General features: G+C 68.3%; 9 protein-coding genes. 6 read left to right on the forward strand and 3 right to left on the reverse strand.

What is annotated here, in order from left to right; all coding sequences use genetic code 11:
* Positions 1-187 precede the first annotated feature (187 nt).
* The 6 genes from hppD (at position 188) to LPA45_RS21680 (ending at position 8227) form a co-directional block, all read left to right on the forward strand.
* Positions 188-1267, forward strand: coding sequence for a 4-hydroxyphenylpyruvate dioxygenase (gene hppD, locus LPA45_RS21655; RefSeq protein ID WP_116323850.1), 1080 nt, complete (start codon positions 188-190; stop codon positions 1265-1267).
* Positions 1268-1451: 184 nt separating this feature from the next.
* Positions 1452-2846: an amino acid permease gene (locus LPA45_RS21660; protein WP_116323849.1), complete on the forward strand. Its 1395-nt coding sequence runs from the start codon at positions 1452-1454 to the stop codon at positions 2844-2846.
* A gap of 118 nt (positions 2847-2964) precedes the next feature.
* Positions 2965-4161, forward strand: a complete 1197-nt coding sequence (locus LPA45_RS21665; RefSeq protein WP_116323848.1) for an amino acid aminotransferase — start codon at positions 2965-2967, stop codon at positions 4159-4161.
* Between the two features lie 187 nt (positions 4162-4348).
* Positions 4349-4999 carry a (2Fe-2S)-binding protein gene (locus LPA45_RS21670; protein ID WP_376790691.1) on the forward strand — a complete coding sequence of 217 codons (651 nt, stop codon included), beginning with the start codon at positions 4349-4351 and terminating at the stop codon, positions 4997-4999.
* A gap of 9 nt (positions 5000-5008) precedes the next feature.
* Complete coding sequence (locus LPA45_RS21675; RefSeq protein ID WP_116323846.1) at positions 5009-6001, forward strand: xanthine dehydrogenase family protein subunit M; 993 nt, start codon at positions 5009-5011, stop codon at positions 5999-6001.
* A gap of 12 nt (positions 6002-6013) precedes the next feature.
* Positions 6014-8227: a xanthine dehydrogenase family protein molybdopterin-binding subunit gene (locus LPA45_RS21680; RefSeq protein WP_116323845.1), complete on the forward strand. Its 2214-nt coding sequence runs from the start codon at positions 6014-6016 to the stop codon at positions 8225-8227.
* 35 nt (positions 8228-8262) lie between these two features.
* On the opposite strand, the gene LPA45_RS21685 is transcribed toward LPA45_RS21680, so the two are convergent.
* The 3 genes from LPA45_RS21685 to imuA are packed head-to-tail and all read right to left on the reverse strand — an operon-like array spanning position 8263 to position 14094.
* Positions 8263-11664, reverse strand: a complete 3402-nt coding sequence (locus LPA45_RS21685; protein ID WP_116323844.1) for an error-prone DNA polymerase — start codon at positions 11662-11664, stop codon at positions 8263-8265.
* Positions 11661-13229: a DNA polymerase Y family protein gene (locus LPA45_RS21690; RefSeq protein ID WP_317925300.1), complete on the reverse strand. Its 1569-nt coding sequence runs from the start codon at positions 13227-13229 to the stop codon at positions 11661-11663. The genes LPA45_RS21685 and LPA45_RS21690 overlap by 4 nt, the downstream gene beginning before the upstream one ends.
* Positions 13162-14094 carry a translesion DNA synthesis-associated protein ImuA gene (imuA, locus tag LPA45_RS21695; protein ID WP_199414758.1) on the reverse strand — a complete coding sequence of 311 codons (933 nt, stop codon included), beginning with the start codon at positions 14092-14094 and terminating at the stop codon, positions 13162-13164. The genes LPA45_RS21690 and imuA overlap by 68 nt, the downstream gene beginning before the upstream one ends.
* Between the last annotated feature and the right edge of the window lie 171 nt (positions 14095-14265).

Here is a 14265-nt window from a genome sequence, read left to right on the forward strand (position 1 = left end):
TGACCGGTTCTGAACGCCCCCATGACCATGAACCTGCCTTCCTTGCCTGGCACGCCAGGCGCCAGCGCCGATGGCGCGGAGTGCTGAACCGGAATTCCGATCTCCGGTGCGCGCCCGCCCTGCCTCACGGCACTCTGCCGGCGCCGCACCGATCCAATCACTTAACCTCCCCTCTAGTGAGAAAGCCATGGCCGACCTGTTTGACAACCCGATGCAGCTGATGGGATTTGAATTCGTTGAATTCGCCTCGCCCACCCCCAACGTGCTCGAGCCGCTGTTCGAGCAGATGGGCTTTACGCTGGTGGCAAAGCACCGCTCCAAGGATGTGGTGCTGTACCGCCAGGGCGAGGTGAATTTCATCGTCAACCGCGAGCCGAACAGCCACGCCGCCTACTTTGCCGCCGAACACGGCCCGAGCGCCTGCGGCATGGCTTTCCGCGTCAAGGATTCGCACAAGGCCTACGCCCGCGCGCTGGAACTGGGCGCCCAGCCGGTTGAAATCCCGACCGGCCCCATGGAACTGCGCCTGCCTGCTATCAAGGGCATCGGCGGCGCGCCGCTGTACCTGATCGACCGGTTCGAGGAAGGCAAGTCGATCTATGACATCGACTTCGAGTTCGTCGAAGGCGTCGACCGCCACCCGGTTGGCCACGGCCTCAAGCTGATCGACCACCTGACGCACAACGTCTACCGTGGCCGCATGGCTTATTGGGCCAACTTCTACGAAAAGCTGTTCAACTTCCGTGAAATCCGCTACTTCGACATCCAGGGCGAATACACCGGCCTGACCTCCAAGGCCATGACCGCGCCGGATGGTAAAATCCGCATTCCGCTGAACGAGGAATCGTCCAAGGGCGCCGGCCAGATCGAAGAGTTCCTGATGGCCTTCAATGGCGAGGGTATCCAGCACATCGCCTTCCTGACCGACAACCTGATCGAAGTCATCGACAACCTGCAACTCGCAGGCGTGCCGCTGATGACCGCGCCGAACGACTATTACTACGACGCGCTGGCAACGCGCCTGCCCGGCCACGGCCAGCCCGTCGAGCAACTGAAGTCGCGCGGCATCTTGCTGGACGGCACCACGGAAGGCGGCAAGCCCCGCCTGCTGCTGCAGATCTTCTCCAAGACCGCACTGGGTCCGGTGTTCTTCGAGTTCATCCAGCGCCGCGGTGACGAAGGCTTCGGCGAAGGCAACTTCAAAGCGCTGTTCGAGTCGCTGGAACGCGACCAGATCGAGCGCGGCACGCTCAAGGTCGAGGCCTGACCGGCATCGGCCTTCCCTGACCGGCCGCCTGTGACAGGCACCAGCCGGTTCCGGTAAGCGAACCACCCACGCGGCAGTCACCCTGCCGTGCGGGTGGTGGCGTCCCCCCGGCCCAAGCGTCCGACTCAAAACAGCCAGAGGCGCGGGCCCACATTCCATGAGAATGGGTAGAGGAAACAACTGAATGCATGCAAGCAGCAATGACGGCACGCTCAAGCGTGGCCTGAAGAACCGGCATATCCAGCTGATCGCGCTGGGCGGGGCCATCGGCACCGGCCTTTTCCTGGGCATCGCCCAGACCATCAAGATGGCGGGGCCGTCGGTCCTGCTGGGCTACGCGATCGCCGGCATCGTGGCGTTCTTTATCATGCGCCAGCTCGGCGAGATGGTGGTGGACGAGCCCGTCGCCGGTTCGTTCAGCTACTTCGCCGACAAGTACTGCGGCCACTTCGCCGGCTTTCTCTCCGGCTGGAACTACTGGGTGCTGTACATCCTTGTAAGCATGGCCGAGCTGTCGGCCGTCGGCATCTACGTGCAGTACTGGTGGCCGGAAATCCCGACGTGGGTCTCGGCGCTGGTGTTCTTCCTGGTGATCAATGCGATCAACCTGTCGAGCGTGAAGTCCTTCGGCGAGATGGAATTCTGGTTCTCGATCATCAAGGTCGTGGCCATCATCGGCATGATCGGCTTTGGCGGCTACCTGCTGATGTCCGGCAATGCCGGCCCGCAAGCCAGCGTGGCCAACCTGTGGCAGCACGGCGGCTTCTTCCCCAACGGCATGGGCGGCCTGGTGATGGCCATGGCTGTCATCATGTTCTCGTTCGGCGGCCTGGAGCTGGTGGGCATTACCGCGGCGGAAGCCGATTCGCCCGAGAAGACCATTCCCAAGGCCACCAACCAGGTGATCTACCGCATCCTGATCTTCTATGTGGGCGCGCTGGCAGTGCTGCTGTCGCTGTACCCGTGGGAAAACGTGGTCACCGGCGGCAGCCCGTTCGTACTGATCTTCCATGCGCTGAACAGCAACTGGGTTGCCAACGTGCTGAACGTGGTGGTGCTGACCGCCGCGCTGTCGGTCTACAACAGCGGTGTGTACTGCAACAGCCGCATGCTGTACGGCCTGGCCCAGCAAGGCAATGCGCCCAAGGCGCTGCTCAAGGTCAACAAGCGCGGCATCCCGCTGGCGGCACTGGGCTTTTCGGCGCTGGCCACCGCGGCCTGCGTGGTGATCAACTACTTCATGCCGGGCAAGGCTTTCGAGCTGCTGATGGGCCTGGTGGTGTCGGCCCTGATCATCAACTGGGCCATGATCAGCCTGATCCACCTGAAATTCCGCGCCGACAAGCGAAAGGCCGGCCAGGCCACAAAGTTCCAGAGCTGGGGCTACCCGCTGACCAACTACCTGTGCCTGGTGTTCCTGGCCGGCATCCTGGTGGTGATGTACCTGACCGAAGGCCTGCGCCTCTCGGTCTACCTGATCCCGGTGTGGCTGGTGGTCCTTGCCATCAGCTACCTGGTGCGCCAGAAGAACGCGGCCGCCCCGCTGCAGGACGGCGTCGCCACCCAGCAACTGCGCTGACCGGCCGGCGCGGCGCCCGCAGCCCGCGGGCGCCGCCGGTTAGAATCCTTGCTGCGCGGTGCCCGGCGCCTGCCTGCGCCACGCAGCAGCCCCCTCCGACCTGATTCCATCGCATCCCATGTTCGCACACATCGAAGCCTTTCCCGGCGACCCGATCCTCTCGCTCAACGAGGACTTCCAGAAAGATCCCCGCACCGACAAGGTCAACCTGAGCATCGGCATCTATTTTGACGATGACGGCCGCCTGCCGGTGATGCAGGCCGTCGCCAAGGCCGAGGCTGCGCTGCTGGCTGACATGGGCCCGCGCCCCTACCTGCCGATGTCGGGCCTGGTGGGCTACCGCAGCGCGGTGCAGGCGCTGGTATTTGGCGAAGACTCGCCGGCGCGCGCCGCCGGCCGCATCGCCACGCTGCAGACGCTGGGCGGCTCCGGCGCGCTGCGCGTGGGCGCGGATTTCCTCAAGCGCTACTACCCACAATCGCAGGTGTGGATCAGCGACCCGAGCTGGGAAAACCATCGCGTGGTGTTCGAGCGCGCGGGCTTCACGGTCAACACCTACCCGTACTACGACGACGCCACCGGCGGCCTGAAGTTCGACGCGATGATGGACGCGCTGCGCACCATCCCCGCGCAAAGCATCGTGCTGCTGCACGCCTGCTGCCACAACCCGACCGGCGTGGACCTGAACCAGGACCAGTGGCGCCAGCTGATCGCGCTGGTCAATGCCAACAACCTGCTGCCCTTCGTCGACATGGCCTACCAGGGCTTCGGCGCCGGACTGGAAGACGATGCCTTTGCGATCCGCGAGCTGGTCGCGCAGGACGTGCCCTGCCTCGTGGCGAACTCGTTCTCGAAGAACTTCTCGCTGTACGGCGAGCGCTGCGGCGGCCTGAGCGTGTTCTGCAACACCGCGGGGGAAGCCGCCAACGTGCTCGGCCAGCTGACCGGCGCGGTGCGCGCCAACTACAGCAACCCGCCGACGCACGGCGCGCGCGTGGTGGCCAAGGTGCTGACCACGCCCGAGCTGCGCCAGCTGTGGGAGGAAGAACTGGCCCAGATGTGCGGCCGCATCGCGCGCATGCGTGAAGCGATCCACCACAACCTGCGCGACCATGTCAGCGGCGAAGCGCTGTCGCGCTACCTGACGCAGCGCGGCATGTTTACCTATACCGGCCTGACCGCCGACCAGGCCGAGCGCCTGCGCGAGCAGTACGGTGTTTACCTGCTGCGCTCGGGCCGCATGTGCGTGGCCGGCCTGAACGAGCGCAACGTGGAAATCGTGGCGAAGGCCATCGGCAGCGTGCTGAAGGGCTAAGGCCTCTGCGGCCTTACGGTCAATGCCAGGGCGGCGCCATTGTGCGCCGCCTTTTCTTTGTGCGGCCCGCGTGGCGCGAGCGTAATTTCTACAAGCCGCCGTGGAGTTCTGACGCACGCGGCGGCACCGTTCCCTCACCTCTTCCCTCCCTCTCCCGTTCCTGGCCCGCCTCGCTGCCGGGCACCGAATTTGCTGTCCTTCTTGCTGCACTGTCAGGCGCGGCGCTCTCCCCACGGTGCCGCCCCTTCCACAAAAGGCCAGCACAATGTCCGAACACAAGGACTCCACCCGGCGCGACGCCACCGCGCCTGCGGGCGCCGCCGCGCGCCCCGTCACGCTCCGTATCAACGGCCAGACCCACACCCTGCAGCTTGAGCCGCGCACCACCCTGCTCGACGCATTGCGCGAAGTGATGCACCTGATGGGCACCAAGAAGGGCTGCGACCGCGGCCAGTGCGGCGCCTGCACCGTGCTGAGCGACGGGCGGCGCATCCAGTCCTGCCTGACACTTGCTGTGATGCAGGAAGACCGCGACCTGACCACCATCGAAGGCCTGGCCGACGGTGATAGGCTGCATCCCATGCAGGCCGCTTTTGTCGCCCATGACGCACTGCAGTGCGGCTTCTGCACGCCAGGCCAGATCTGCTCGGCAGTTGGCATGCTGGCCGAAGCGCGCGCCGGCGAGGCCAGCATGGTGCAGCCGCTGGCCTCGCCCACACTTCCGCTCAGCGACGACGAGATCCGCGAGCGCATGAGCGGCAACCTGTGCCGCTGCGGTGCCTACCCCAGGATCGTCGCCGCGATCCGCGAGGTTGGCGGCAAGCAAGGCGCGCGCTGAGGCAGCGGCATGCAGCCCTTCTCCTACGCGCGGCCCGATACCGTCGACGAAGCCCTGCAACTGGGCAGCCAGCCGGGCGCTCGCTATGTTGGCGGCGGCACCAACCTGCTCGACCTGGTCAAGGCCGGTGTTGAATCGCCGCAGCAACTGGTCGACGTCAGCCGGCTGCCGCTGGCGCAGGTCGAGGCGCTGCCCGACGGTGGCCTGCGCATCGGCGCGATGCTCACCAACACCGACGCCGCCAACCAGCCGCTGGTGCGCCAACGCTATCCGCTGCTGGCGCAGGCGCTGCTGTCCGGCGCTTCCGGGCAGTTGCGCAATATGGCGACCGTGGGCGGCAATCTGCTGCAGCGCACGCGTTGCCACTACTTCTACGACACCGGCTTCCCGGCCTGCAACAAGCGCAAGCCTGGCTCGGGCTGCAGCGCGCGCGACGGCATCAACCGGATGCACGCGATCCTTGGCGCCAGCGAGCATTGCATTGCCGTGCATCCGTCCGATATGTGCGTGGCGCTGGCCGCGCTGGAGGCCGTTATTGTCGTGCGTGCGCCAGGCGGCGAGCGCAGGATCCGGATCGCCGACTTCCATCGCTTGCCGGAAGACAAGCCGGAGATCGACACGACGCTGGCGCCCGGCGAGCTGGTCGTGGCGCTGGAGCTGCCACCCTCGCCCTATGCCGCCCATGCGCATTACCTGAAGGTGCGCGACCGGGCCAGTTTCGCCTTCGCGCTGGTCTCGGTGGCCGCGGCGCTCGAATTTGCCGACCATACCGTGCGCAGCGCGCGTCTGGCGCTCGGCGGCGTGGCACACAAGCCGTGGCGCGTGCCCGCTGCCGAGCAGGCACTGACCGGCCGGCCGCTGAGCGCGCACAGCGCGGCCGAGGCCGCCCGCCTGCTGCTAGATGGCGCCCGGTCCTATGAGCACAACGCCTTCAAGGTCGGGCTGGCGCAACGCGCCGTGGTGCGTGCGCTGCAGGTCGCGGCCCGCCCGCAAGGCGCATGAAGGAGCATGGCAATGAGCGTTACCGGCGCCCCCATCGACCGCACCGACGGCGTGCTCAAGGTCACCGGCCGCGCACGCTACGCAGCCGACCATGTCGTGCCAGGGATGGTCCACGCGGTAATGGTCACCAGCACCATCCCGCATGGCAAGGTGGAATCGATCGACAGCGCCGCATGCGAGCAGCTGCCCGGCGTGCGGCTGGTGATGACACCTTTCAACGCACCGAAACTGCCCAAGGGCGGCAAGGCCGGGGCCGATACGCCGACCGCCGGCCACGTGATGGCGCTGCTGCAGGACACCTCGGTGCATTACAACAACCAGCCCATCGCCGTGGTCGTGGCCGATACGCTGGAGCAGGCGCGTGAAGCAGCGACGCGACTGGTGTTCCGCTACCGCGAGGAGGCAGCCGTGCTGGACTTCGCGCAGGCGCGCGCGCGCGCCGGCAAGCCGAAGGGCGAAGACGCCGGCCAGGCCGACAGCCATCGCGGCGATGTCGACGCCGCGCTGCGCTCAGTGTCCACGACCGTCGACGAGGTCTACACCACGCCGATGGAGCACCACAACCCGATGGAGCCCCACGCGACCATCGCCGCCTGGGATGGCGACGCCTTGACGCTGTATGACTCGACCCAGTACATCACCGGCGTGCGCAAGGCGGTGGCGGCCACCCTCGGCATCCCCGCCGACAAGGTACGCGTGCGCTGCCCCTTCGTCGGCGGCGGCTTCGGCTGCAAGGGTTCGATGTGGTCGCACGTGGTGCTGGCGGCCATGGCGGCGCAAGCGGCCGGCAGGCCGGTCAAGCTGGTGGTCGACCGCGTGCAGATGTTCGGCCCGGTCGGCGCGCGGCCAGTCACCGAGCAGCACGTGGTCGCCGCCAGCGGTGACGATGGCCGCCTGCAGGCGCTGCGGCACGACGTCATCATCGGCAGCGCGCAACTCGAGGAATGGCTCGAGACTTGCGCCGTGCTGACGCGCTCGCTCTACGCATGCCCCAACCTGCAAACCAGCCACCGGGTGGCACGGCTGCAGATCGGCACCATGACCTTCATGCGTGCGCCGGGCGAAGCGCCGGGGAGCTTTGCATTGGAGTGCGCGCTGGATGAACTGGCCGATCGGCTCGGCATCGATCCGGTCGAGTTGCGTTTGCGCAACCACGCCGATGCCGATCCGCACAAGCAGAAGCCCTTCTCCAGCAAATCGCTGCGCGAATGCTATCGCGTGGCGGCAGAGCGCTTTGGCTGGTCGCGCCGCGATCCGAAGCCGCGCTCGATGCAGGCCGGCGGCATGCTGGTCGGACTGGGCATGGCCACCGCCACCTACCCTGCCAACCGCTCGGGCGCCAGCGCCATGGCGCGCATCCTGCCGGATGGCACGGCGCTGGTGCGCAGCGGGTCGCAGGACCTGGGCACCGGCACCTATACCGTGATGACACAGGTGGCCGCCGACGCGCTGGGCCTGCCGCCGGAGCGCGTGCGCTTTGAGCTGGGCGATACGGATTTCCCGGAGGCGCCGGTGTCGGGCGGCTCGCAATCGGTGGCCAGCGTCGCCCCGGCGGTGCAACAGGCAGCCGCCGCCGCACTTGGGAAGCTGGTGGCGCGGTCCGTGGCCGATCCCGCCTCGCCGCTGTCAGGCGCGCGCCCGGATGATGTGGAAGTCGTGGACGGCTGGTTGCGGCTGCGCAGCGACCCGTCGCGCCGGGAGCAGGTCGGCGCGGCCATCACGCGCGCTGGCGGCAAGCCCATCGAGGCCCACGCCAGCGCCGCGCCGGGCGACGAGCGCAAGCAATACTCGATGCATGCCTTCGGCGCCGTCTTTGCCGAAGTGCATGTCGATCCCGACCTTGGCGAGGTCCGCGTGCATCGCGTGGCCGGCTGCTACGACGTGGGCCGCGTGCTGAACCGCAAGACCGCGCATAGCCAGCTGGTGGGTGGCATCGTCTGGGGCATCGGCATGGCGCTGCATGAGAAAAGCGAACTGGACCTGGCCACCGGCCGCGTGGCCAATGCCAACCTTGCCGAATACCATGTGCCGGTCAGCGCCGACGTGGGGGAGATCGAGGTCGACATGCTGGACGGGCACGATCCGCATATCAATGCGCTGGGCACCAAGGGTATCGGCGAAATCGGCATCGTGGGGGTGGCCGCGGCCATTGCCAATGCTGTGTATCACGCGACTGGACGGCGTGTGCGCGATCTGCCGATGACGGTTGACAAGTTGCTGGACTGAGGTAAGCCGCAGCAACACCAAAACAACAAAAAATCTCAATGAAAATCCCGACTCCCCACCATCAACCTCCCCAGCAAAGGACTAAGATCCACCAGTTCCTTGGCCACAAGATGCCGCACGTCCCCCTGCCGCTGCCACGTCCCCACCACCCCCAGCAACGTAGCCCCCAACACCTCCTTCCGCTGCCTCTCCACCAGATCCGGCCATAAAATCAGATTGACCGTACCAGTCTCATCCTCGATCGTCGCAAAAATAGTCCCACTGGCCGTAGATGGCCGCTGCCGCACCGTGACGATCCCGCAAGCCCGCACCCGCCGCCCATTGCCACAGCGCTGCAGCTGACTGGCGGTAGCAAACCGCATCGCCTTCAACCTGTCCCGCAACAACGCCAGCGGATGAGATTTGAGCGAGAGCCCGAGGCTGGCGTAGTCCGCCGTCACATCCTCTCCCAGCCGCGGCGCAGGCAGTACGAGCGCATCTTCTGCCGGCGGCGCCTCATACAGAAGATCGCGGTGCGCCGCGTGTTCAGCCGCCGCGCGTGCCTGCCATCGCGCCTGCCGGCGATGACCCGCAAGCGGCGCCAGCGCGTCTGAAGCGGCCAGCACGTCGATATCATGCCGGTCCAGCGCGGCTCGCAGCGCCAGGTCTTCCACGCTGTCGAACGCACGCTGCGCACGCGCATCCTCGATCCGCAGCGCGGCCTCCTCGCGCATGCCCTTGACGCGGCTCAGGCCGAGGCGCACGTGCGGATGCGTTTGCGCGGCATCGGCCTCCACCGGCTCCAGCGTGCTTTCCCACCGGCTCAACGTGACGTCCACCGGCAAGACCTCCACCCCATGCCGCTGCGCATCCTGCACCAGCTGCGATGGCGAATAGAACCCCATCGGCTGGCTGTTCAGCAGCGCGCACAGGAAGGCCGACGGACGATGGCACTTGAGCCAGGAGCTGACATACACCAGCTTGGCGAAGCTGGCCGCATGGCTTTCCGGGAAGCCATATTCACCAAACCCCTCGATCTGCTTGCAGATCGCCAGCGCGAACGATTCGGGATAGCCATTGCGGGTCAGCGCACGCACCAGCGCGTCCTGATGCTGGCGGAGATCGCCGCGCCTGCGCCACGCCGCCATCGAGCGCCGCAGCTGGTCGGCCTGCCCCGGTGAGAAACCCGCCGCGTCGATGGCCAGTTGCATCACCTGTTCCTGGAAGATCGGCACGCCCAGCGTGCGGCCCAGCACTTTCTCGATCACGGCGTTGAAGAAGACCGGCGGCTTCTTCGTCAAACGGAACGCCTCGCGCCGCTTGAGGTAAGGGTGCACCATGCCACCCTGGATCGGGCCGGGGCGCACGATCGCCACTTCCACCACAAGGTCGTAGTACGCACGCGGCTGCAGCCTTGGCAGCATCGACTGCTGCGCCCTCGACTCGATCTGGAACACGCCGATGGTATCGGCCTTGCAGATCATGTCGTAAGTTTCCGGATCCTCCTTGGGGATGTCCTCCATGCGCGCAGGCAATCCCGCACGCGTTTCGTCGGGATTGGGGATCATCTCCAACGCCCGCCGGATCGCTGACAACATCCCAAGCGCCAGCACATCGACCTTGAGCAAGCCCAGCGATTCCAGGTCATCCTTGTCCCACTGGATCACGCTGCGGTCCGCCATGGCCGCGTTCTCGATCGGCACCAGCCGCGACAACTTGTGTCGCGCGATCACGAAGCCGCCGACGTGCTGCGACAAATGGCGCGGAAAGCCACGCAGCTGCGCAGTCAGGCTGGCCCACTGCTGCACCGCGGGCGAGTCGGGATCGAGCCCGTAGCGCGTGATCTTCTCCACGAAGCCGGGGCCGTCCCACCAGGCCTGGCCCTTGACCACCTGCTCGACCACACTCGCGTCGATGCCCAGCGCGCGGCCCACGTCGCGCAGCGCGCTGCGCGAACGGTAGGTGATCAGCGACGCCGCCAGCGCGGCACGGTGGCGGCCGTACTTCTGGTAGATGTACTGGATCACCTCCTCGCGCCGCTGGTGCTCGAAGTCGACGTCGATATCGGGCGGCTCATCGCGCTCGCGCGACAGGAAGCGGCCGAACAGCAGGTTGGCCTGCTCGGGGCTGACCTCGGTCACATACAGGCAGAAGCACACCAGCGAATTGGCGGCCGAGCCGCGGCCCTGGCACAGGATGCCGTTGGCGCGGGCAAAGCGCACGATGTCGTGCACGGTGAGGAAAAAGGGCTCGTACTGTTTTTCCTCGATCAGTAGCAGTTCTTCCTCCAGCTGCGCTTCCCATTCCGGCTTCAGGCCATTTGGAAAACGTTCCACCTTGCCGCGCTTCACTTCGTCGCGCAGGTAAGAGATCGGCGTATAGCCCGGCGGCACCAGCTCTTCGGGATATTCGTAACGCAGCATGCCCAGCGAAAAATCGCACTGCGCGGCAATCTTCAGCGTCTGCGCCAGCGCATCGCGCGGGTACAGGCGCGACAGCACCTGGCGCATGCGCAGGTGCTGCTCGGCATTGGGTGCCAGCGCCATGCCGCATTCGGCCAGCGGCTGGCCAAGCCGGATCGCGGACATCACGTCGGACAGCGGCTTGCGCGAGCGCACGTGCATGGTGACCGCGCCGGCGGCGGCCAACGGCACGCCGGTCTGTGCCGACACTGCTTCCAGGCGCGCGCGGTGCAGCCCGTCTGCATGGCCCTGCAGCAACTCCAGTGCGATCCATACGCGCTCGCCGAAGACGTCACGGCACCACTGCGCCTGTTCGCGCAGCAACTCGGGATCGGCGCAATAGTCGGGCAGCAGCAGCGCCAGGCAGCCCGGCATGCCGCGCAGGTGGGCTTCGTCGCCGGTCGGCGCGGCGATGTCTTCGGGGTGCAGCCGGTAGCTGCCCTTCTGCGCGCGGCGGCGGCCCAGCGTGATCAGCTCGGACAGGTTGCCGAAGCCGTCGCGGTGCTGGGCGATCAGCACCAGCCGCAGCGGCGGCCGGTCGGCACCATCGGCATCATCGGCGCCATCGGCCGGCGGCAGGCTGAAGCGGCTGCCGATCAGCAGCGCGAAGCTGTCGGCGGCGGCCACCAGCGCCTGCAGCCGCTGGTGGCGGCTGGCGTGCGCGGCGGGGTCGTCCTCGTCGGTATCGGCGTCGCCTTCGGGATCGAGCAGCGGCTCGTCGATGTCTGCCTCCGCGCCGCGCGCCGCGCTGCGTGCCACCGCATCGTGCAGGCGCTTGCGCAGCGTCTGGATCGCATCGTGGGCGCGCGCGGTGCCGGCCACCGAGCATTCATCGGTCAGCGCCAGTCCGCGGTAGCCCAGGCCGAAGGCGCGCTCGATCAGCTCGCCCGGGTGCGAGGCGCCGGTGAGGAAGGTGAAGTTGGAGATGCAGTGCAGCTCCACGTAGTCGGGCAGCGCCGGCAGCAGGCCGGGCAGCGAAGAGATCACCGGCGTCATGCGAACAACCCGTGCAGGAACCAGCGGTACTCGCTGCCCTCGTCCGCGCCGTGGCCGGGACGCTCGCGATAGATCCAGCAGCGCAGGCCATCGGCGCGCTCGGCGATGAAGTAATCGCGCGTGGCCAGCGCGCCGTCCCACCAGCCGGCCTCGATGCGCTCGGGCCGGCTCAGCAGCGCCAGCGGCCCGCCGTGGCTGGGGCGGTGCTGCTGCACCGGCAACGGCAGCGGTTGCGGCAGCAGCCACAGCGGGCGCTCTGGCAGCGGGCCCGGCATGGCGGCCGCCTTGCCGCCGGGCTGGGGTTCGTCGACCGGCATCCAGCGGTTGGCGCGCTCTGGACGGTGGTCCGCCAGCGGCCGCGGCTGCAGCACGTTGTCGCGGCCCAGCCGCGCCATCAGCGTATCGAGCAGGCGGCCCAGGTCTTCCGGCGTGCCGCCGGGTTCGGGGAACAGCGCATCGCTTTGCGGCACGCACGCCTGCATCGCCTCCACCCGCAGCGCCAGTCCGGTGACGGGGGCGTGGAAGCTGAGCTTGTCGAGCTTCTCCCGCAGCAGCCGCGACAGGTGCGCGGGATCGCGGCTGGGCTGGGCCAGGCCTAGCGCGACCGGCGTCCCTTCAGTATCGACGCCGCGCCGGTAGCGCTCATGCTCCAGCACCAGCACGCAACGCGTGACGCCGGCCTGCAGCAGCGCCAGCCAGCCGGCCAGCGCCAGCAGCAGGCGCTGCGCGCCCGCCAGCACGCCTTCGGCGGATTCGATGCGCCCCGGCAGGTCCATGCGCTGCGCGAACGTGGGCGGCGCCGCGTACCAGGCAAAGCGCGCCGGGATCTCGCCATAGGCCTGGTCCAGCCGCGCCAGCAGTGCCGGGCCCAGCCGCCGCGTCAGGCCGGCGCGCGGCAGGCGCCGCACCTCGCCCAGCGTGCGGCAGCCGATGCCTTCGAGCCAGGCCGGGTCGGCCAGCGTGTGCAGCGCCTCGACCGGCAGGCGGTCGAGCAGCCGGTGCAGGCGCGCCATGCCCACCGCCCGGCGCGCGGGCCGCACCACGCCGCGGCGGGTGCGCCGCAGCGGCTGGCGCGCCAGCCAGGCGGCGCCGTGCGCGGTCGGGCCGCTGCCCACCTGGGCAATGGTGCCAAGCTGGCGCACGCAGGCGCGCACCGCGCGGCACATTGCGCGGTGGCCGCCGAAGAGGCGCAGGCTGGCGGTGACGTCGAGCATCACCGTGGCCGATTCGGGCTCCTCGTCGAACGTCACGGCCGGCGTGAAGCGCAGCAGCGCCAGCGCCACCGTTTCCATCAACGCGTCTTCCGCGACCGGGTCGCGCTCCAGCTGCACGATGTCCGCCGACAGCGCCTGCACGCCGCCGCGGCGCATGCCGTAGCGCACGCCCAGCTGCATCGCGGGACCGTTGGCCAGCACCACCTGCTCCTGCGCCATCACCGCCACCGGCAGCGCATGGTGCAGCGTGCCAGTGGCGGAGGATGGGCCGGCAGCAGCGGGCTCAGGCCAGTTGGGCTGCAGTGCGTCCAGGGGCAGGCGCGGCAGGTGCACCGCGATCCAGTACGGCATCGGGAGAAGACTGAGAAGACTGAGAAGACTGAGAAGGCGAAGGCATAACGGAACGCGCGGCGGCCGGGGCGCCGGCGGGCACGGGCCAGGCGGCCGTGCGCGTGGCTGCCTCCATCCCGCCCAGGTGCAGCAGCAACGGCGTATCGCGCACCGGCCCGCGCCGCTTGTGGAAGGTGATCGACAGCGCATTGCCGGGTTGCGGCGCCAGCAGCAGGCGCAGCACCGCTGGCGACGACTCGCGCAACGCCGCGGCCGGGCGCAGCGCCCACACCACCGCGTCGCCGGCCTGCGCCAGCACCTGCAGCCGGCGCAGCGCCCCGGGCCGGGCCGTGGGCAGCCACACCAGCACGCCGCCGAAGGCCTGGCTGCGCAGCACCTGCTCGGCCGCCCACAGCATGTCGGCCTGCTGCGCGCCCTTGGCCGCGCCTGCAGGCGGGCGCAGCCAGTACAGCTGGCGCGCCGGCAGGCCGGCCGCGGCCAGGCCCATCGCATTGGGCAGGCAAGGCGGCGCCACCAGCGCAATGCGGCGCCCCGCCCCGGCCAGCGCGCGCAGCGCCGGCAGCAGCAGGCGCAACTCGCCCGCGCCGGCCTGCGTGGTCAGCAGTTCGGTCAGGCCGCCGGCCGGCCAGCCCCCGCCGGGCAGTTCGGCAGAGAGCGCGTCATACCCGGTCGGGCACACCGCGGCGCTGCCGGCGCGGCCAAGCTGGCCGGCGCGCCACAGGCCGGGATAGCGCTGCTCGAGCGCTGACAGCGCCTGCTGCCGCGTAGCGTGGGCTGCCGGGGCTGCGGGCCTGGCCGGCGTCGGCGCAGGGAAAAGAAGGCCCTCCGCCGCCATGGGCGGGGCTGCGTACGATTGCGCAGGCATGTGAAGTCGGGATCGCTCGCGGGAAGCGAGAGACATAGGATATTTACGATAACTGTATATTTATACAGTATCGAGGCGAGCGCAAGGGGTAGTCGCGCGAAGGACACCCGAGGTGGTGCGCGGGGCACCGGAGGAAGGGATCGGGCGGACGAGCGTCCGCTTACGAGGAGA

The organism is Cupriavidus sp. Agwp_2 (genome assembly GCF_040784895.1).
GTDB lineage: Bacteria > Pseudomonadota > Gammaproteobacteria > Burkholderiales > Burkholderiaceae > Cupriavidus.